This is a genomic window from Paenibacillus sp. FSL K6-0108, from assembly GCF_045040695.1.
Taxonomy (GTDB): domain Bacteria; phylum Bacillota; class Bacilli; order Paenibacillales; family Paenibacillaceae; genus Paenibacillus; species Paenibacillus pabuli_B.
The window spans coordinates 2,541,549-2,562,032 of sequence record NZ_CP150288.1; the positions used below are offsets into that span (position 1 = coordinate 2,541,549).

Sequence of the window (20,484 nt, forward strand, 5' to 3'; positions counted from 1 at the left end):
GATGGAAGAGAATTCCCCTCAACATCTGAACCAAAGCATGCAACAATCAGGGCATGGGGATCAGGTTGATGGAACGTTAACAGGAGAGGCTATTCTTCGGGCGGCTCGTGTTTTTGTACAGGGAGATATGGCCGCACATACGGATGGTCATGACTGGCCTCATATCGAGCGGGTGACCGCGCTAGCAGTCGAGCTTGCACACCGTATGGGTGCCGATCCCTTTATCTGTGAACTCGCTGCATTGCTTCATGATGTTCCGGATGAGAAGCTGAACGAAAGTCTCGAAGCCGGATTGGCGAAGCTGAATGTGTGGCTGGATACCCAGCCGCTTGAAGCAGGTACACGGGAAGCCGTGGTAAACATTATTAATTCCATTTCCTATGCAGGAGGACAGCGCGCTGCCGTTTCATCCCTGGAAGCCCAGGTGGTGCAGGATGCGGATCGTCTGGATGCGCTTGGCGCCATTGGGATTGCGCGTACGTTTGCTTTTGCCGGTGCGAGAGGCCGTGAGATGTATGATCCCGCCCTTCCGCCACGAGAGCAGATGACGCGGGAGGAATATCGGAATGGACGCAGTACAACGATCAATCACTTTTACGAAAAGCTGTTTAAGCTAAAAGATCTGATGAACACGTCCTATGGCAAGGAACTGGCAGAGCAGCGTCATGACTTTATGGTACAGTTCGTGGAGCAATTTAAGCGTGAATGGGAGGGAAGGTTCTCATAACTTTCTCCGTTTGAGTTAAACCTACAATACCCCTACTTCCGAAAGTGGAGTGTGGGGTATTGTTGTGTATACATAGAAGTAATGGGGAGTTTAACTTAGCTACAGGATACAGGGCATGGTAACCAAATGGCTTCCATGATACAATAAATCGTTCTCCTGAATTGATTCGGGCAAAAAAAGAAATATGGGGTAATAATGATAATGATAATGATAATGATCATCCAACGAATGAAATCCGTTTCGAAAAAGAGGAGGGGTCACCATGTCATTTGGTGCACGTGTACTTAAGACAGGGATTGCGGTCACGTTGGCCCTGTACCTTAGCAGCATGTTCCTGAACCCGCAATCTCCCGTTCCTGCCGCGATTGCGGCTATCTTTGCGATGCAGCCATCCATTTATCGTTCTTGGAAGTATTTCCTGGATCAGCTGCAGACCACCACACTCGGGGCAATTGTGGCCCTGCTGGGAGGCATGGTGCTGTCCAATGAGCCCATCGCCGTCGGGTTAATTATTGTGCTGGTTATTATGATTTGTCTTAAATTGAATATGGGCGAAACGGTAGGCCTGACGCTGGTAACCGTTGTATCGATTATGGAAGCGTCGGGTGACTGGCATTTTGCATTGAACCGTTTCCTGCTGACACTTGTCGGCATTGTATCTGCGTTTCTCATTAATATCACGGTATTTCCACCCAAGCCGAAGATCCAGTTCGTAAAGCAGATCCAGAGTGTGTTCAGTGGCATGTCACTGCTGCTGCGTACATCCATCTCGGATGAGATCAAGGAAGTGGTGTTCCGGGACGAGAAAAACAATCTGGGCGGTTCCATTAAATCTTTGTCAGATAAATATAATTTGTTTGAGGAAGAGCAGAAGAAGATGAAACGTTCCAAATTTAGCGAGACTCGGCAGATGGTCGTCTACAAACAGATGCTGTTGAGTTTGCAAAAAGGATTCGATGTGCTGGATTCCGTAGAGCGCCATTATTTCCAGGCACAGCGAACACCGGAAATGGATCAGTTCTTTGATACACATCTGGAGCTTGTGATCAAATTCCATGAACATGCGCTGCTCAAATTCGAGGATAAGCTGAAACCCAACGGAGAAGAAGCGGCACAGTTCATTTTGGATAATGATCGTTTCATGGAGCAGGCCATTTCCCAGTTTGATATTGATCAGGAAGGGATGCTGAGGCTGTCCATCGTAGCTGCTGCAATCTATGATTATGGCTATCAGCTGGAACGATTAAACCGGCTTGCCGAACATGTGCATAGTGCCAGTGAAGACAAGGAGTCACAGGATAAAATTCTGAATTGGCTTAAATGGCCGTAAACATTGTATTGTAGTACGGATTGCGGCGAAGTGGTTTCATCCTATACAATGGATGGAACCACAACCAGCCCGGACAGCGTGTCCGGGTTGTTTTGTATACATAGCGCAAACCTTGCGCAACCAACTCAATCGAACCGAGGTAGATACGAATGAATTTAACACAGCTTGGCCCTGAATGGATGGAGTGGTTCAATGGACAGGATCTGGAGCAGAAGCAGCACGAAGCGATGCAATTGCTGACTGTGTCCGAAGATGGATGGCCGCATCAGGCGATGATTAGTATGGGAGAAGTCGTTGCTATCGCACCCAACTTGCTGAGACTGGCCTTATGGCCGGGAACACAGACAAGTATGAATATGAGTCGAACAGGCAAGGCTACCTTGATTGCTGTTCATCAGCAAAGCTTATTATCTATTCGTCTGGATGTGACTTCACTGCCACAGCTCATGGAAGCTTTGCATCCGAGAGATCGTTTTGAGGCTCAGTTGTTAAACGTTCGAGTAGATCATGCACCCTATGCGGAGATTACTTCAGGAATAACATTTCAATTAAAAGACGAATCCGGGGCCATCACACGCTGGAGAGAGACCATAGAAGAATTACGACGATAAAGGTTGGCGTGTTCTATATTCATCCCAATTGAGGGTAATAATAGAATGAAAACAACAAAAAACGCCTCCGCTTGCATCGGGACGTTGTCACTGGTACAATAAAAAATGGTTTTCAGAAAATTAGAACTAATTAACATAAAATAAAAATGTTTACTTTCTAATTAATTATACCATATCCTTTTCGGGCTTGTCAAATGGGCTTTTGAGGACACAATCCGGGGAAAGAGGGGCGTATTAACATATGAGTACAGACCAGCAATGGAGCGAGGAGCAGCAGCGGGTCAACGTTGTAACAGAACAGATTGATCGAAAAATCGACATTCTGGAAAAAGAGGTAGGTTCCTTCCGGGACGAAGTTGTGGGGATGAGAAAAGATTTCTGGGACGAAGTCACCATGAACTTCAGTGAAGCAGATGACGTGGGTGAGACCTCCACCAGTATGAGGCAGCAATCACAGGTTCTATCGGATCGGGAGCGCAGTCATCTGAATACGGCAGCAGCGCTGGACAAAATGAAACGTCTGCATCACTCACCGTATTTTGGACGCATCGATTTTAAGGAACATGGTTATCCAAATGCAGAGCGAATCTATCTGGGGATCGCATCATTGCTGGATGAGAAGGAGGAATCCTTTCTTGTCTATGACTGGCGTGCACCCATATCGAACTTGTACTATGATGGAGCACCAGGTCCGGTCACGTATCATACACCGAGCGGTGAGATTAGTGGCGATATTGAGATGAAGCGGCAGTTTGTCATTCGGGATGGACGTATTCGCTTTATGTTCGACACCGGGGTTACGATTGGGGATGAACTGTTACAGGCCGTTCTAAGTCGAACCTCAGATGCACAGATGAAAAGCATTGTGGCGACAATCCAGAAGGAGCAAAATCGGATTATTCGTAATGACCGGACTCGCATGCTGATTGTGCAGGGAGCTGCCGGCAGTGGTAAAACATCCGCTGCACTCCAGCGTGTCGCGTATTTGCTCTATAAATACCGCGAGCATCTGCAAGCGGATCAGATGGTTCTTTTTTCGCCAAATCCGATGTTCAACAGTTATGTTTCCACCGTACTGCCTGAGCTTGGAGAGGAAAATATGCTGCAGACGACCTTCCAGGAGTATCTGGAACGCCGTCTGGGTCGTGAATATCAGCTGGAAGATCCATTTATTCAGCTTGAATACGTACTTACAGGAACAGAGGATCCTCAATACGAAGCGCGTATGTCGGGCATTCGCTTCAAGTCATCCGAATCTTTCCTGAAGGTGATAACGCGCTATAAGGACAGCATGATGTCTGAAGGCATGAAGTTCAAACCGGTTCGTTTTCAGGGGCGGGCTGTTGTTACGGCTGAGGCCATGGCAGAGAAATTCTATAGCTTCGAACCATCCGTCAAGCTGGTGAATCGACTGGAAATCCTGCGGGACTGGATGCTGAAAGAGTTATCGGCCTTTGGCAAAGGTGAATTGGAAGCGCCTTGGGTAGATCAGCAGCTGGATATTATGGAACCCGAAGATCTGCAGCGTGCCTATCAGCGTCTCAAGCGAAAGCAAAAAGGGAAGTCGGACACGTTTGATGATTTCCAGCAGGAACGTGAGATCCTTGCCCGGATGGTCGTCAGTGATCGGCTTAAGCCTTTGCGTAAATGGATCAAATCGTTACGTTTTGTCGATGTCCGTCAGCTGTACGCGCACTTGTTCAGTGACCGGGCCCAGATGGTTCGCCTCTTGGGAGAGGAAGCACTGCCTTCACACTGGGAAGAGATTGGTGAGATGACTCTTCGCAGACTGAAAGTGCAGGAGCTGGCCTATGAGGATATCACACCTTATTTGTATCTGCGTGAGCTGCTGCTCGGTTTCCATATTAACTCCAATATCCGCCATGTGATTATTGATGAGGCGCAGGATTACTCAGCATTCCAGCTCGCCTTTATGAAAAGATTGTTCCCGAGATCGAAATTCACCGCACTTGGAGATTTTAATCAAGCCATCTATGCACACTCATCGGTATTGAGTGGTACGGGGCCGCTAACTAACCTCTATGGACCGGAAAATACAGAAGTCATTGAGCTGACGAGAAGTTATCGTTCCACACAGGAAATCGTGGAGTTTACTCGCGGCATGGTTCCGGGTGGAGAAGAGATTGTTCCATTTAACCGCGGTGGGGAGAAGCCGAAAGTGATCGTTTCCTCCAATGAACAGGAGCATCTGGATATGATTACAGCCGATCTCAAACACCTAATTCAGGAAGGATATGAATCGGTTGCGGTCATCTGCAAAACGGCGGAAGAGAGCAAGGACATCCATGAAGCGTTAAGCAAAGTACTGCCTGCGGCACCGAAGCTGATTAAGAAGACTACGCTGGCATTTGAACGGGGTGTGCATGTCATCCCGGCGTATCTGGCTAAAGGTGTGGAATTTGATGCGGTTCTGATCTATGACGGATCTGCATCACAATATGCGCAGGAACATGAGCGTAAGCTATTCTATACGGCTTGTACCCGTGCGATGCATCTGCTGCATGTCTATTGCATGGGTAAACCGAGCCCGTTCATTACCTCCCAGTCCGAAGAATTATATGATATGGGCAAGGTGTCTGCGGCCCAAGCCGATTAACTTTGTCTTTCATGGTCTTTAAAGAAGGCTTCCGTTCGAAGGAACGGGAGTTTTTCTGTGTATTGCGGAATACGATGTGGGGAATAAGAAGCTCCATAAGGTTGGCTGTGAGTGTGAATAGCTGGAGGAGATCCTTGAAATATAGATATCTCTTCTGACATGATATTAGATGGATTAGGTTTCATGGATAAAAAATAATCCATCATTTGTGTTCACGCACAATAGGTGTGAATTTTCTTTACACATGACGGCGAGACTCATATAATCGTAACAATCTATTTTTTTTGGATCGTTTATTTCATGAAGGAGGCAGCAACATGAACACACCATCTTTTGAACGCCCATTAATGGCGGATTGCGTACCAGATCTGGTGGCAACGGCCCGGGGAGACTTGCCTGCGACCTTGGTCATTCGGGGCGGAACACTGGTTAATGTGATTTCGGGTGAAATTCTGCCGGGCATGTCTGTAGCGGTACAGGGAGCCCGGATTGCATATGTTGGCAAAGATGTAAGCCATACGATCGGAGAGCATACCCGTATTATTGAGGCAGAAGGCAAATACATTGCTCCCGGATTGCTGGATGGGCACTGTCACATTGAAAGTACACAAATGAAAGTAACGGAGTTTGCGAGAGCCGTTCTTCCTTCCGGTACAACGGGAGGATTCTTTGACCCGCATGAGATCTCCAATGTGCTTGGACTCAAAGGTCTGCGATTGATGCTGGATGAAGCTCGGACGACGCCCATGGCTGCTTATATGCAGGTGGCTTCCTGTGTTCCTTCCACCCATCCTGGACTGGAAACAACAGGCGCTTATATTGGACCGGAAGAAGTAGCGGAAGCCCTCTCCTGGGGGCCGGATATGATTGGTCTTGGTGAAGTGATGAACTTCCCTGGGGTTGTGTACGGGGACGAGACGATGATTGGTGAGATTCAGGCGACGCTTCGAGCAGGAAAGGTGGCAGACGGTCACTTCACCTGGGCCGCGGATGACTGGCGTCTGCCAGCCTACGCAGCAAGCGGCGTTACGGGGGATCATGAATGTGTTACGAAGGAAGATGTGGTGGAACGCCTGCGGCTTGGCATGTACGCCAAAATGCGTCAGGGCTCTGCGTGGCATGACGTGGCGGAAACGATTAAGGCCTGCACAGAGCTTGGCCTGGATACACGCCGCATGATGCTGGTGACGGACGACCGGAGTTCGGAATCACTGCTCAAAGAAGGCCATATGGACTTTGTTGTGCGTTTGGCCATTTCTCAAGGGGTGAAGCCGGTTACCGCTTTCCAGATGGCGACAATTAATACGGCTGAACGTTTCGGTGTAGCACGCGACGTTGGTGCGGTTATTCCGGGGAATATCGCCGATATTATTTTGCTCGATGGACGCTTGGCTGATGTCCGTGTAGGCATGACGATTGCCGCAGGGCATGTCGTGGCAGAGAACGGCAAAATGACAGCCGTCTGGGACAGCTTCACATACCCGGAAGAGGCGCTGAATACCGTGAAACTGGAAGCGAATATTCAGCCGAAGGACATGGAACTGTCTGCGCCGATTACCGAAGGTACAATTGGAGCAAAGGTGATTCATGTGACGGAGAATCATGTGGATACCAAGGAGAAGCATGTTAATGTCACGGTGGAACATGGCAATGTCGTCGTTTCAACATCAGGTGAAATCTGCAAAATTGCGGTGCTGGAGCGTCACAAACAAACGGGCAATCGCGCCGTTGCTCTTGTTGGGGGCATTGGCTTCACAGGTCCTGCGGCCATTGCGATGACCGTTGCACATGACAGCCACAATCTGCTCATCATCGGTAATGATGACGCATTGATGGCTGAGGCGGGCAACAGGGTCATTGGAATGCAGGGCGGAGTAGCAGTCGTGACTGCCTCTGGTGTGACCGAATTCCCGCTGCGCATTGCAGGACTGATGTCCACGGAATCTTTTGAAGTAGTAGCATCTCAATCTGCAGCTATAAGTGAAGCGTTACAGTCTGCTGGCTGTACGTTAAATAACGCATTTATGACGCTGTCTCTGTTGGCGCTTGTTGTTATTCCGGAATTGCGCTTGTCTGACAAAGGCTTGGTACGCATTTCGGCAGGAGGCATTGAGCTGGTATCTCTGTTTGATGAGATGGTGGAGAATACACCGGCTGCTCCTGCAGGAAACTGACGAATGATAGCTTATTTGTTTTTCCTTTAAATTAGGTAGAGAAGCATAGGTCGCCTTAGGGCGGCCTTTTTGAGTTTCATTAGAAAACGCTTACTAGGTCTTGAGTCGTTTATTGTACATATGCAAAAAGTGACCCATGGTGAGGTGGAATGCAGCTGAAATTAAAACATTTTTTATAAATGAGTCTTAAGGACTATAAATACAGAAGTGTGAATACCCGAAATAATGTTATGTGATCCTTTCGTCGTAAGTCTAAGAGATGATGTTGCATATAAAAGCAATGTAAATAGTCGTGCTTTGAAATAGTGCTTATGGAATGAATATAAAACGACAGAATGTCATCAGGATTTGCACGTTAGAGCTGCATAACATGATAGGGAGTGTGTAAATATGAAAAGCAAAAGGGGTTACCATTTTATTTTATTCTTTAGTTGTTTTCTGCTGTTTACAGGGAATGCGTATGTTTGCAAGGCTACTGCACTTGGTTCAGTGGACAGTTATGAAACGATTCATGGAACGGTACAGGGGTCCGTAAGAGCAACCTGGGTATGGGACACCACGCAGATTCAAAGTAACCCTCAGTTAGTGCTAAAGTTTGCCGCAACGAACAAAATCAATACGATCTACCTACAGATGAACCGCGATGTAAAGCTCCCATACTATACGGATTTCATTCGTCAAGCCAGAGAGAAAAATATTGCCGTGGACGTTATGGATGGAAGACCAGCTTGGGGACTGACAGAGAGTCGGGGGCAAATTGCAGATTTTCTGGACTGGGTTGAAGCGTATCAAAATCAAGTAGAGCCCAAAGAGAAATTTGCCGGCATCCATTTGGACATCGAACCTCATGTACATCCAGAGTGGAAAACCAATCAAGCAAGTGTGATTACGCAGTGGCAAGGGAACGTTCAATATATCGTTGATCGGGCTGCTCGGATGAAGATGCCTGTAGCTGCGGATTTGCCCTTCTGGCTGGACGGTTACAAGATCCCGGGTTCCACAATGAATGTAAGCAGCTGGATGATCAGCAAGTTTGACTCGATTACCATTATGGCTTACCGGGATACTGCAGCGGCCATCTATAATGTGGCGAAGGATGAGCTTGAGGAAGCGTCACTTTTGGGTAAAACGGTATCAATTGCCGTGGAGACCAAGCAAAGCAAGGAAGGCGATTTTATTACCTTTTATGAAGAAGGATCGGCATATATGGAAGAACAGCTCAAGCTGGTCGAGAAAATGGCAAGTGTTCATTCGTCCTATAACGGATTCTCGGTGCATGAGTACAGCTCATGGGAAACATTGAAAAAGTAAAATGAAATTCCATCCATCAGGCATGATAAAGAAGGTGCTTACAGCGGAACGGCTGTAGCACCTTTTTTGCATCTGCTTTAAACCAGAGCAGGTTCCATCTCCACTTTCTCATAAAACATTTTGCGATATTGGGAGGGGGTAATGTTCTTGTGTTTCTTGAATGTTGTTATGAAGTAGCTCAAATGTTCGAACCCGACATCCATGGCAATATCCACAATCTTGTGATCGGTATTCTCAAGCTGAACACAGGCCTGCGAAATGCGATAATAATTGATATAGTCGACTGGACTTTTCTGCACCATTTGTTTGAAAAAGCGGCAAAAGTGTCCTTCGCTCATATTGGCTTCATCTGCCAGTTCTTTTAACTTGAGGGGTTCAGGATAACGCTTGTGAATATAACTTAACACTGATTTAAGACGCTCCACTTTATCATGACTGCCAGATGGAACGGTTCCTTTTAGTGCAGCAGGTCTCATATGTTCAAACATTTGCGCAAATATTAGGTACAGGTAAGCTTTTGTTGTCATCTCGCAGGTTGGTGTCCCGGAGGCATGATCGGCGAAAATACGTTTCAAATAAAAAATAATTTCTTGTCCCCACGCTTCATCGGTTTGGATATGGTAAGGGGGGAGAACCGTTTTGTGCACGAGTGGGCCAACGAATTTCTCCTGTACAGCATCGAACGTCCGACTGCCTAACAGCTCTGGATTAAATACAATGGATGAAAAAACGCAAGGGACATCTCCTTTTAGATAACCTGCGTGAATTTCCCCCCGATTGATAAAAATGGCTTCTCCTGCCTGAACTTCTACCGTGTTCATATCAATTTGAAAAACAGCACTGCCCTGAGTCACCATGGTGAACTCCATCTCGTCATGCCAGTGGCAATCGAGAATGCTGTCGCCGTTCAACTGCTGAATATCTGGATACACACTAACTGGATACATGGCATTGCCGTGAATCCGGTCTTCCCGTAATCGTTCACGTTCCATATGAGAATCTCCTTTTGCATCATTATTAATGTAAACGTTCCCATAGATTGGTGGTGTTTATAAAGAAACGGATAAGAAATATCAGAATCGTGATATATTTGGTCAAAATATGAGAAGAAATTCGTTATTAATGTCAATATTATTATAGTATAACCGAAGGGGGAAAGAAAACATGAAATTTACTGATGGATTCTGGATGACTCGTGAAGGGTACCACATTCAAAACCCGACTGACATTCGTGATATTGTGCAAAAAGAAGATTCTTTGACCGTATATGCGGCAACTAAATATATTCGTACCAAAGGCGACACTCTGAACGGTACATTGCTTAAAGCAACGTACAGCTCACCTATGCCTAACGTTATTCGTGTAACCTTGAATCATCATAAAGGCGGAGTAAAAAAAGGGCCTGTATTTGAGCTTAACAATCAAGATACAAACGTTAACATCTCGAAAAATGAACAAGGCGCTGTTTTGAAAAGCGGCAATCTGGAAGTTCAAATCGATAAAACGAACGGTTGGGACGTAAGCTTCCTGTATGGAGGAAAACGGATTACAGGTAGTGGTCAAAGAGCGGCCGGTTACATTACAGGTCCGAGTAAGGAAGCATACTTCCGCGAGCAGCTTGATCTCGGCATTGGTGAATACATTTACGGACTCGGGGAGCGCTTCACACCGTTTGTTAAAAATGGTCAAATCGTAGACACCTGGAATGAGGATGGCGGTACAAGCAGTGAGCAGTCCTATAAGAACATTCCTTTCTATTTGTCCAATAAAGGATATGGCGTATTTGTAAACCATCCCGAACGCGTATCGTATGAGATTGCATCTGAGAACGTATCCAAAGTGCAGTTCAGCGTAGAAGGAGAGACGTTGGATTACTTTATTATCGGCGGTGACAATCCAAAGGATGTACTTGATAATTACACGAAATTAACGGGTAAACCAGCGCTTCCACCGGCATGGACATTTGGGCTGTGGCTGACAACATCATTCACAACTGATTATGATGAAGCAACGGTTAACCATTTCGTAGATGGAATGGCTGAACGTGATCTTCCGCTGTCTGTATTCCACTTTGACTGCTTCTGGATGAAGGAATACCAATGGTCTGATTTCGTATGGGATGAAGCGATGTTCCCAGATCCGGAAGGCATGCTTGCACGTCTGAAAGAGAAAGGACTCAAAATCTGTGCGTGGATTAATCCATACATTGCAGAAAAATCCTATCTGTTCGATGAAGGCATGGAGAACGGTTACCTGGTAAAAACAGCAGATGGAAGCGTATGGCAGTGGGATATGTGGCAAGCGGGTATGGCTCTGGTTGATTTCACCAATCCGGATGCTGTTAATTGGTATAAGAGTAAGCTGGAAGTTCTGCTTGATCAAGGTGTCGATTCATTCAAGACAGACTTCGGTGAAAGAATTCCGACAGATGTCGTGTACTTCGATGGCTCTGATCCGGTTAAAATGCACAACTATTATACACAGCTCTATAACAAAGCTGTATTTGAATTGCTTGAAGAGAAGATTGGCAAGAATGAAGCTGCCCTGTTTGCACGTTCGGCAACAGCAGGTGGCCAACAATTCCCGGTTCACTGGGGCGGAGACTGCTCTTCTACGTATGAATCCATGGCTGAATCACTTCGTGGTGGCCTCTCGCTTGGACTTTCCGGTTTCGGATTCTGGAGCCATGATATCAGTGGCTTTGAGAGTACAGCAACCCCTGACGTATACAAACGCTGGGTACAATTCGGACTTTTATCTTCTCACAGCCGTCTGCACGGAAGCACTTCGTATCGTGTGCCTTGGCTGTTTGACGAGGAATCCGTGGACGTTGTTCGTGACTTTACCAAACTCAAAATCAGCTTGATGCCGTATCTCTACAATTCTGCGGTGGAGTCGACTGTAAAAGGTATTCCGATGATGCGCGCTATGCTGCTGGATTTCCCTGACGATCCAACAACATACAGCCTGGATACGCAATACATGTTTGGTGATTCGATCCTGGTGGCTCCAATCTTCAACAAGGAGGGTGATGTGCGTTATTACCTGCCTGAAGGTACATGGACCAACTATCTGACAGGTACCAAAGTTGAAGGTGGACGCTGGGTTAGCGAAAACCATAACTTCAAAACACTGCCAATGATGATTAAGCCGAACAGCCTGATTGCTGTTGGTGCTGTGGATAGCAAACCGGATTATGACTTTGCGGATAACGTGTCCCTTCACTTGTTCGAACTGGCTGACGGTAACTCCGCTCAAGCGGTGGTTGTAAATCAAAGTGCTGAGCAGGAGCTGGTTGTTAACGTATCACGTAACGGCTCTGTTCTAGAAGTTCGTGCTGAAGGTGCAGGCAAGCCATGGAATCTCGTGCTGCGCGGCATCGAGAGTGTATCCGGCGTAGAGGGCGGTTCCCAAGCGTCTGGTGCAAATGGTGTTGTCGTTACAGCAGCAGCAGGTGCTGGCTCGCTTACAATTCAACTGTAATATTTATTGGGTGACATAAGGACGGTGCCGCAAGGTGCCGTCTGTTTGTCTACTGTCGTGCCATGGAAGTATGGTTCTAGCAAAGAAATGGTAGTATCATTTAGTTGCTAGAGACAGATAAAGATAGGGGATTATATATCAAATGAGTACAACGAATTCAGGTTTACACCAAACCATTACAGCAGAGATGCTGCATCGGTTGGTAGAGAATACTTTTGGAACCGCTACCATCGTGAAGAGTTTTGCACTTTTGCAGGGTGGGCTTTTTAATACAACGTATCGGATTCAGCTCGAACATGCATCGTACGCAGATGTGATACTACGTTTGGCACCAGAGCAGGGGGATATGCCATCCGGTTCAGCAAGTGATCCGCTATTCTCGTTTGAGCGCACAATGATGTCTGCTGAACCTGTTGTTTATGAATATTACCGTAAGGCAGGCATTCCCGCTCCAAACATTATTGCCTGTGATGACAGCGGATCAATCATTCCGAGAACCTATATGTTTATGGAGTTTATCCCCAGTAAGCAGCTGGATCATCCATCGATTTCGGAAGCAGATAAAGAGCGTCTAAATCATCAGCTCGGCGCGTATACCGCTGTCATGCATCAGATTGAGGGTGCAACGTTTGGCTGGCCGCAAGGTGATGGGACGATTAGAGGCTCGGAACATTGGTCCGAGGTGCTGCACTCTTTTGCAGAAGAGACGGCACTCAAAGCATCACAAGTGGGGTATATGCCAGGTGTGGGGGAAGAAATCGCAGATATGTTCATAACAAATAAGGGTTTATTTGATCAGGTAACTGTTCCGGTTCTTGTTCATAACGATCTGTGGGAAGCCAACGTGCTTGTCCATGAGGAGAAGGGGCAGCTAAACATTGCCGCCATCATTGATGGGGATCGTTCCATGTTTGCGGACAGGCAGTTTGAGGCTATTTTATCGACAGAATCATCTGCTGGTTTTCATGAAGGGTATGGAAGACCACAGGATATGTCTAATGAGGGACAGGCACGTCTTCTTGCCTATCGCATATTGTCCTCTTATTTCAATGCCTATGTCCATCAACATCAGGTTGATCAGCCGGAGGCAGGACAGAAGTATTGTGAGCGGACACTGAATCTACTGGAAGAGTGGAAGAGACTCGAAATTAATTGAATAAGTAGGAGGGTTTTAGAATGAATGAATATCATCAATATCCGATGTGGGACGCGACTTTGCCCTTAGAAGAACGATTAAATGACTTGATTGAGCGTCTCACAACGGAGGAGAAAATTCGATTAATTCCTACACGCGAAGCAGCAGTCCCCCGCTTGGGAATTCCCGGTTACAATGTGGGAGGTGAAGCGGCTCACGGGGTTGCCTGGATCGGTGAGGCTACCGTTTTCCCGCAGCCGCTCGGTCTGTCGAGCACCTGGAATACAAAGCTCATGCGCGAGATTGGCTCTGTCATCGGAGATGAAGCCAGAGCATACCACCATCGTGCACCCGAGCGTCACGGATTGACCTTATGGGCGCCAACCGTTGATCTGGAACGGGATCCGCGTTGGGGCAGAACGGAAGAAGGCTATGGTGAGGACCCGGTACTGACAGGTGAGATGTCGGCCGCTCTTGTGAAGGGCATGCAGGGTAACCACCCGTTTTATCTGAAAATGGTAGCGACGCTGAAGCACTTTTTTGCCAACAATAATGAGAAGGACCGGTTGAAATGTTCATCCAGTATCGATCCACGGAACTTGCGTGAATATTATTTAAAAGCATTCGAGACGCCTTTCGTAGAAGGCGGGGCTTTGTCCATGATGACAGCCTACAATTCGATCAACGGCACACCAGCCATTGAAAGTCCATATGTGAATGATGTGGTCAAGGGTGAGTGGGCCATGCCTGGATTTATCGTGTGTGACGGGGGAGATTTGTCCCAGACGGTCAATTATCACGGTTATCATGCCACGCATGCAGAATCGGCAGCAGGGGCATTAAAGGCAGGCGTGGACTGTCTGACAGACGAGGTTGACTTAGTCGTATCTGCCTTGGAAGAGGCACTTGAGCGAAACCTGCTGGAGGTTAAGGATCTTGACCGGGCCATTCGCAATATTTTTGGCGTGCGGATGCGACTTGGACAACTGGATCAAACGGGCCTTAATCCGTATGCTTCGATATCAGAATCGGTATTGTGTGCGCCTGAACATGCCAAATTAAGTTATAGAGCAGCAGCGGAGTCTATCGTTTTACTTAAAAATGACGGACTGCTTCCTCTTCAATCGGATAGATTGAAGAAGGTCAGTGTAATTGGTCCCCTTGCGGATGTCGTCTATACTGATTGGTACAGCGGCACACTGCCTTATCGTGTTACGGCTTTGGAAGGACTGCGCAAGCAGCTTGCCGGAGCAGAAGTATCATTTACCGATGGGAATGATCGCATCAGCCTGAAGACAGCCGATGGCAAGGTAATCTCGCTTGGGGCTGAAGGAAAGCTTATAGCGGTGCCGGAAGGTAGTGCAGAAGCCGCAGAATTCATTCATCAGGACTGGGGATGGGGAAGTCATACGCTGCGAAGTGTGAAGAATAATCGCTACGTTTCGTTAACCGAACAGGGCATCTATCAGGCGAATGCGCCGGAGATTGGTGGCTGGTTCGTCAAGGAAGTGGTACAGGTGGATTCACAAGCAGATGGCAGCAGCACGTTAAGTACTTGGAATGGATTGCCGATCGTGCTGGATGAACATCAGGGGCAACTTGTGCTGTCCCCAACTTCGGAACAAAAAGACGAGGACATGAGTGCTTCTGGCAATCCGAATGCCATCGAAGGGACGAAGGAACCTGTTGTGTTTAAGTTGGACGTTATTGCTAACGGCATAGAGCAGGCAAAAGAAGCTGCACAGAACAGCGACGTTTCTGTCGTTGTTGTTGGTAATAGCCCCTATATTAATGGCAAAGAGGAAATTGATCGCCCAAGCCTGCTGCTTCCGCCTGAGCAGGCCCGACTGGTAAGAGAAGTATGCCAAGTGAACCCTAATACGGTCGTTGTCATTGTGGGCAGTTATCCATTCGCGTTGCAGGAGTTGAAAGATGTAGCTCCGGCAATCGTATACCTGACGCATGCAGGTCAGGAACTGGGGAATGCAGTTGCAGATGTGGTGCTCGGAAATTATGCTCCTGCTGGCAGACTGAACATGACATGGTATGAGGATGAATCGCAGCTCCCTGACATTATGGATTATGACGTTATTCATAACAGTACAACCTATATGTATCATGAAGGTCCAGTCCTGTATCCCTTTGGTCATGGATTGACCTATTCGGATTTTGAGTATAAGGCGCTTCGAGTAGAGAGGGCACAGGGATCTTCCGGAGATGATGTGCTAAAGATTGAAGTACAAGTCGAGAACAAAGGGGAACGTGCCAGCGATGAAGTGGTGCAGCTGTATGGGCACGCTCATACCTCACGGGTGAAGAGACCACAACGTCAGTTGATCGGTTTCCGGCGCATTCATCTTGCCTCAGGCGCTGTGGAAAATCTTTCTTTCGAAATTCCTGTGCAGAAACTGGCGTTATGGGATGTCACTCGTGACAGATATTGTCTTGAAACCGCCACTTGGTCAATAATGGCTGGACGTTCCTCGGCAGATATTCGTCAGACCTCAGAAATTCACATTGAGGGTGAAACCATTCCTGCGCGAGCGCTAAATCTGCCTACGTTTGCAGAAAATTACGATGCGTATGCAGGCGTTCTGTTGGATGAGTGTCAGGAAGGTCGTTCAGCCGTCCGTGCCATTGCTTCAGGCGAACCGTTGTATCGTGAAGGCCATTCTTCCTGGCTTTCATTCCACGACAATGCTTTCCGGCAAGCTAGTGAGTTTGAAGGTCGGGTGGCAGCCTTTGGAGAGGGTGGCGAATTGGAAATTCGGGTGGAAGGTCCAGAAGGCCCGCTGCTCGGCACTTGTGTCGTTCCAGGTTCCGCTGGAACGGTCAACGCAAAGAATCTTCAGTGGAGCACAGTTCGCTGTTCCCTGAAGGTAGAGCGTGAGATTGAACAGCTCTGCATCGTTTTCAAGGGCGGTGCAGCTCTTCAGCAATTTGTATTGAAATAAATGTTGATTTGTTAATCTTCATGAATGATAGTGAAAAGGCTGTCCTGACACTGAATTTAGTGCAACAGCCTTTTTGCGCTGTCATCCCAAGTGACCTTTTTTACATATGCCGTATATTCATCTGCAGAACAACCCACAATAACGTTGTTGTTTCTGATTCTGTAAAGGTGGTTGAGGCATGAACGATAAAAAGTGGGACCTCGTCGCACTTGCTTCCATTCCGGTAATAATGACGCTGGGCAACTCTATGCTGATTCCCATCCTACCGCAAATTGAGCGTGAATTGAAAGTGTCCTCATTCAAGGTCAGCATGTTAATTACGGTTTATGCGGTCGTCGCAATCCTGCTCATTCCACTTGCAGGATATCTGTCGGATCGTTTCGGCAGGAAAGCCGTCATTATTCCCAGTCTCATCATTGCAGCTGCAGGAGGCGCGGTAGCAGGAGGAGCAGCCTGGATGCTGAATGGAAATGCGGCATACTGGACCATTCTTGGTGGCAGACTTTTGCAGGGGATTGGAGCGGCAGGGGCTTTTCCCATTGTCATTCCATTGGTTGGAGATATGTTCGATGATGAAAACGAGGTAAGTAAAAGCCTTGGGATTATTGAAACCTCGAATACCTTCGGCAAGGTACTAAGTCCGATTTTGGGTGCGGCTTTGGCTGTCTGGATCTGGTATTTGCCTTTTATGGCTATTCCGGTACTCTGTGTGCTTTCATTGGTCCTCGTTATTTTCCTGGTCAAAACACCCAAGAGGAAAGAAGAGCCACACAGCTTTCCCGAGTTTGTTGCTTCCATCCGCAGTGTGCTGAAAGAAAAAGGTCGCTGGCTATATGCCATTTTTGCGATTGGCGGTATTTGCATGTTTGTTCTCTTTGGTGTGCTCTTTTATCTCTCGGAGACATTGGAATCGGAGTTCAAATTAAAAGGGGTTATGAAAGGACTTGTCCTTGCAATACCGCTGGCAGCCTTGTGTCTGGCTTCTTTTTTTGCAGGAAAATGGATAGGGAAAAACAAGACACGGATGAAATGGCTTGGCTTTATTGGACTGGCTGTTTTAACGGTATCTCTTGGCGTGATTGGTCTTTTTGACAACATTTATGTGGTTGTAGGTTTGTTCACCCTTGGCGGAGCAGGAATAGGGGCAGCACTTCCATGTCTGGATGCAATGGTTACTGAAGGGGTGGACAAGGAACAGCGGGGCACCATCACGGCCTTGTTCAGCAGCATGCGTTTTATCGGCGTGTCTCTAGGTCCTCCTGTCGTGTCATTGTTGATTGCTTCACACCATTTCCTTCTGTTTGGCATACTAGCCGCGTCCGGTGCGGTGGGGGGGCTACTCACGTTATTGGCGGTCAAACCGGATAAGGGAAATCAGCCCACATCAGGCAGTGGCCAAAATCATCGTGAGCGTGATTATGATGAAGTCAAACAGCCTAGTGGTTATCTGCCAAGGCGCAGAAAGAAAAGTCCACTCTGATTTAAGTTTATAAAAAATGCGTTTACTCTGAAGGTAGGTGATTTTCCTCACAGAGTAAACGCATTTTAATGATTTGGAAAGGATAGAACGTATTTGCATCAGTTACATCAATTATCTTTTCGCGGAGCAGGTGTGTCATTCACAACAGTCCCGGCATGCTCCTGCTGATTGGAATCCTGCCCGGGGATATGTGTATGAGACAATATCGGATGCACGGGCACTGCAAAACTTCCATTTCGTTTTCCTTGAACAAGGTAGATTAGGAGAAATAGGATGATGAACATAATAGAATAACGATACATATCGGTATAACTGGTTATGGATGCAATAGCGCCCAGCAGAAGTGCGCCGAGAGCAATTCCCAGATCCAGCGTATTCAAAAACATACCGTTAGCCATTCCGCGCTGTGAAGGAGAGACGATCTGAATCATCCAGGTCTGTATGGAGGACTGTATGGAACCATATCCAATTCCGTATAAAAATGCAGCGACAAACAAGATGGACATAGAAGTAGCGTATGAGAGTATGATCAGTCCTGCAGCGATGAATATCGCTCCGGGAATCAGTAACGCTTTTGGACCCTTATTGTCATAGATCCGCCCTGCAAATGGTCTGACCAGCAATACAGCGAGAGCATTGAACAAAAAGAACAGGGCAGGGTTAGCCAGGTTGACTTCCTTACCATACAAAACGATGAATCCCACCAGTCCGCCATAGGTGATGGACAGTAAACAGTTCAGTACACTTGGCAGAATCAGCTTGCGGTTAAAAGGTGTTTTTACCTTTGTGCCTGATATCGCAGCTGTTTCAACGGTTGGAGTTGGAACCGTTTCATTATTAACCCTGCGAGCTTTCTTGCGTGTCAGTGAATAACTGAGTGGATAGATGACCGCAATAACACCTGCCGTACATAACATGAGTGTCACGAACCCGGCACCTTGGAGAACGGTAACCCCAATAATGGGACCCATGGACATGGCCAGACTTGTGGACAGGCCGAAATAGCCCATACCTTCGCCCATCCGTTTCACGGGTACAATATCCGACGCCATCGTTGGGAAAGCCGTGCTGCTCATGCCGAATCCGATACCAAACACCATGCGCAGCAATAACAGCACTGCAATCCCCGCGGCAAAGTAATATCCTAGTGTAGCAAGTAAGGCAACTGTCAGGCCAATATAGATCATGGCATTGCGAAGGCCCTTCTCCAATGCTTTGGCTGAATAGAGCCGCGCGGCAATGGCGCTAAGGGCAAAAAGACAAGTGAAGAGGCTGACTTCAAAGGCATTGGCATGAAAACGATCCTGCACATAGGAAGGCAGTGGGGATACAATCATGTGAAGCTGCAAAAAGAGTAGAAAGTTACATAACATGAGCAGGATAAAATCGGTGGTCCATAGTTTGACTTGCGATGATTGTGATTTCATTTTTTGTTCATTCCCCCTGGTGTCAAATTCGTTACAGGTTGCCGTTCATGAGGGAGAGAGTATGTCTAAATGCTTCCATCTGGTCTTCGGAAATACCTTCAGTAAGATTTTTATTCATTTCTCTTTCGAGCGGAACAAGCTGGTCAAGCAATCTTTTTCCATCTTCGGTCAAGTAGAGCAAATAGGCTCTGCGATCCTGTTCGCTGGTTCGGCGCTCAACCAAGCCTTTCTTTTCCAACAGATCAATAATACGGGCAGTCGTGGGCTGGTCCTTATAAACGCGATTGGCGACCTCCTTCTGATTCACGCCTTCGCCTCTTCCAATATTGAATAGTACGGAAAATTGCTCTGTCGTAATATCATAGGGTTTGAATCGTATGGCCAGTAAAGCAGACGCCTTGCGGTGGGTCATGCCAAGCATGAATCCAATGGATTGATCGAGTGAGTAGTCGGCCTCCATATAATCCTCTCTTTCTTTCGTTAAAATAGTCTCAATTCATTTACTTGTTATAACAACTATATGCCAAACAATTAATTTTGTCAAAACAGATTTATGAAGTTATCATCGCCATACGAACTCTTATCTATGTAAAGCGACAGTGGAGTAATTTGATACGAATAATGAAATGCAAACGTTGGTAAACACTGATAAAATAGAGATGCCGCTGTATTGCGGATATTGGACGACATGAGGGCGAGGTTACAAAGACGAATCTGCTCCAGCTGATTCTGGAGCTGACTGAGGAGAGCTGAGTATGCTGAAAAACATTCCCGCAATATTACCTCCGGAACTGCTGAAATTAATGTCCGAAATGGGTCATGGGGACGAACTGGTACTGGCTGATGGCAACTTTCCAGCAGCGAGTCATGCCCAGCGGCTAATTCGCTGTGATGGACTGGGTACCGTGGAATTACTGGATGCCATTTTGAGCTTGTATCCGCTGGATACATACGCTGAGCGGCCAGCAACCGTTATGCAGGTCGTCAAGGGAGATCAGGTAGTGCCCATTATTTGGGAAGATTACCGCAGGCTGATCCTTGAGCATGAGGGCATTGCCGATCCTTTTGATCATGAAGAACGTTTCGATTTTTATGAAAGGGCTTCCCGCGCCTATGCAATCATTGCAACCGGTGAACGTGCGCAGTATGCCAATTTGATTTTGAAAAAAGGGGTCATTTTTCCTGAAGAGGATCAATACTCGCAAATTCAAAAGGTTGAATCAAACTGAATCCAA

At 47.1% G+C, this 20,484-nt stretch carries 14 protein-coding genes; 11 read left to right on the forward strand and 3 right to left on the reverse strand.

Annotation, left to right across the window (positions count from 1 at the left end):
• Position 1: 1 nt before the first annotated feature.
• The 6 genes from MHB49_RS11770 to MHB49_RS11795 all read left to right on the forward strand — a co-directional run bounded on the left by MHB49_RS11770 (position 2) and on the right by MHB49_RS11795 (position 8,770).
• Complete coding sequence (locus tag MHB49_RS11770) at positions 2-727, forward strand: HD domain-containing protein (RefSeq protein ID WP_405156227.1); 726 nt, start codon at positions 2-4, stop codon at positions 725-727.
• A gap of 262 nt (positions 728-989) precedes the next feature.
• On the forward strand, positions 990-2,057 hold the full coding sequence (locus MHB49_RS11775) for an aromatic acid exporter family protein (RefSeq protein ID WP_076289428.1): 1,068 nt from the start codon (positions 990-992) through the stop codon (positions 2,055-2,057).
• A gap of 149 nt (positions 2,058-2,206) precedes the next feature.
• Positions 2,207-2,668: a pyridoxamine 5'-phosphate oxidase family protein gene (locus tag MHB49_RS11780; RefSeq protein ID WP_405156228.1), complete on the forward strand. Its 462-nt coding sequence runs from the start codon at positions 2,207-2,209 to the stop codon at positions 2,666-2,668.
• Between the two features lie 241 nt (positions 2,669-2,909).
• Positions 2,910-5,285 carry an RNA polymerase recycling motor HelD gene (helD, locus tag MHB49_RS11785; protein WP_405156229.1) on the forward strand — a complete coding sequence of 792 codons (2,376 nt, stop codon included), beginning with the start codon at positions 2,910-2,912 and terminating at the stop codon, positions 5,283-5,285.
• A gap of 317 nt (positions 5,286-5,602) precedes the next feature.
• Complete coding sequence (ade, locus tag MHB49_RS11790) at positions 5,603-7,459, forward strand: adenine deaminase (RefSeq protein ID WP_405156230.1); 1,857 nt, start codon at positions 5,603-5,605, stop codon at positions 7,457-7,459.
• 390 nt (positions 7,460-7,849) lie between these two features.
• The gene (locus MHB49_RS11795) at positions 7,850-8,770 is read left to right on the forward strand and encodes a hypothetical protein (protein ID WP_405156231.1); all 921 of its coding nucleotides are present in this window, start codon (positions 7,850-7,852) and stop codon (positions 8,768-8,770) included.
• Positions 8,771-8,847: 77 nt separating this feature from the next.
• On the opposite strand, the gene MHB49_RS11800 is transcribed toward MHB49_RS11795, so the two are convergent.
• Positions 8,848-9,762 (reverse strand): helix-turn-helix domain-containing protein, encoded by a 915-nt coding sequence (locus tag MHB49_RS11800; RefSeq protein WP_405156232.1) that lies wholly within the window; start codon positions 9,760-9,762, stop codon positions 8,848-8,850.
• 172 nt (positions 9,763-9,934) lie between these two features.
• Here MHB49_RS11800 and yicI point away from each other — a divergent pair, with 172 nt between their 5' ends.
• The 4 genes from yicI (at position 9,935) to MHB49_RS11820 (ending at position 17,822) form a co-directional block, all read left to right on the forward strand.
• The gene (gene yicI, locus MHB49_RS11805; protein ID WP_405156233.1) at positions 9,935-12,253 is read left to right on the forward strand and encodes an alpha-xylosidase; all 2,319 of its coding nucleotides are present in this window, start codon (positions 9,935-9,937) and stop codon (positions 12,251-12,253) included.
• Between the two features lie 142 nt (positions 12,254-12,395).
• A complete protein-coding gene (locus tag MHB49_RS11810) occupies positions 12,396-13,409 on the forward strand; it encodes a phosphotransferase (RefSeq protein WP_405156234.1) in 1,014 nt (337 codons plus the stop codon).
• Between the two features lie 20 nt (positions 13,410-13,429).
• Positions 13,430-16,342, forward strand: coding sequence for a glycoside hydrolase family 3 C-terminal domain-containing protein (locus MHB49_RS11815; RefSeq protein ID WP_405156235.1), 2,913 nt, complete (start codon positions 13,430-13,432; stop codon positions 16,340-16,342).
• 178 nt (positions 16,343-16,520) lie between these two features.
• On the forward strand, positions 16,521-17,822 hold the full coding sequence (locus MHB49_RS11820) for an MFS transporter (protein ID WP_405156236.1): 1,302 nt from the start codon (positions 16,521-16,523) through the stop codon (positions 17,820-17,822).
• Positions 17,823-17,929: 107 nt separating this feature from the next.
• Here the strand turns inward: MHB49_RS11820 and MHB49_RS11825 are convergent, their stop codons facing one another.
• Complete coding sequence (locus MHB49_RS11825; RefSeq protein WP_405156237.1) at positions 17,930-19,249, reverse strand: MFS transporter; 1,320 nt, start codon at positions 19,247-19,249, stop codon at positions 17,930-17,932.
• A gap of 31 nt (positions 19,250-19,280) precedes the next feature.
• Positions 19,281-19,709 (reverse strand): MarR family winged helix-turn-helix transcriptional regulator, encoded by a 429-nt coding sequence (locus MHB49_RS11830; RefSeq protein ID WP_405156238.1) that lies wholly within the window; start codon positions 19,707-19,709, stop codon positions 19,281-19,283.
• A gap of 295 nt (positions 19,710-20,004) precedes the next feature.
• Here MHB49_RS11830 and MHB49_RS11835 point away from each other — a divergent pair, with 295 nt between their 5' ends.
• The gene (locus tag MHB49_RS11835) at positions 20,005-20,478 is read left to right on the forward strand and encodes an RbsD/FucU family protein (RefSeq protein ID WP_405156239.1); all 474 of its coding nucleotides are present in this window, start codon (positions 20,005-20,007) and stop codon (positions 20,476-20,478) included.
• Positions 20,479-20,484: the final 6 nt, after the last annotated feature.

What these genes read in the sequence shown, in the direction of transcription:
- MHB49_RS11770 (WP_405156227.1), top strand. Translation starts at nt 2, where the DNA reads ATGGAAGAGAATTCCCCTCAACATCTGAACCAAAGCATGCAACAATCA.
- MHB49_RS11775 (WP_076289428.1), top strand. Translation starts at nt 990, where the DNA reads ATGTCATTTGGTGCACGTGTACTTAAGACAGGGATTGCGGTCACGTTG.
- MHB49_RS11780 (WP_405156228.1), top strand. Translation starts at nt 2,207, where the DNA reads ATGAATTTAACACAGCTTGGCCCTGAATGGATGGAGTGGTTCAATGGA.
- helD (WP_405156229.1), top strand. Translation starts at nt 2,910, where the DNA reads ATGAGTACAGACCAGCAATGGAGCGAGGAGCAGCAGCGGGTCAACGTT.
- ade (WP_405156230.1), top strand. Translation starts at nt 5,603, where the DNA reads ATGAACACACCATCTTTTGAACGCCCATTAATGGCGGATTGCGTACCA.
- MHB49_RS11795 (WP_405156231.1), top strand. Translation starts at nt 7,850, where the DNA reads ATGAAAAGCAAAAGGGGTTACCATTTTATTTTATTCTTTAGTTGTTTT.
- MHB49_RS11800 (WP_405156232.1), bottom strand. Translation starts at nt 9,762, where the DNA reads ATGGAACGTGAACGATTACGGGAAGACCGGATTCACGGCAATGCCATG.
- yicI (WP_405156233.1), top strand. Translation starts at nt 9,935, where the DNA reads ATGAAATTTACTGATGGATTCTGGATGACTCGTGAAGGGTACCACATT.
- MHB49_RS11810 (WP_405156234.1), top strand. Translation starts at nt 12,396, where the DNA reads ATGAGTACAACGAATTCAGGTTTACACCAAACCATTACAGCAGAGATG.
- MHB49_RS11815 (WP_405156235.1), top strand. Translation starts at nt 13,430, where the DNA reads ATGAATGAATATCATCAATATCCGATGTGGGACGCGACTTTGCCCTTA.
- MHB49_RS11820 (WP_405156236.1), top strand. Translation starts at nt 16,521, where the DNA reads ATGAACGATAAAAAGTGGGACCTCGTCGCACTTGCTTCCATTCCGGTA.
- MHB49_RS11825 (WP_405156237.1), bottom strand. Translation starts at nt 19,249, where the DNA reads ATGAAATCACAATCATCGCAAGTCAAACTATGGACCACCGATTTTATC.
- MHB49_RS11830 (WP_405156238.1), bottom strand. Translation starts at nt 19,709, where the DNA reads ATGGAGGCCGACTACTCACTCGATCAATCCATTGGATTCATGCTTGGC.
- MHB49_RS11835 (WP_405156239.1), top strand. Translation starts at nt 20,005, where the DNA reads ATGCTGAAAAACATTCCCGCAATATTACCTCCGGAACTGCTGAAATTA.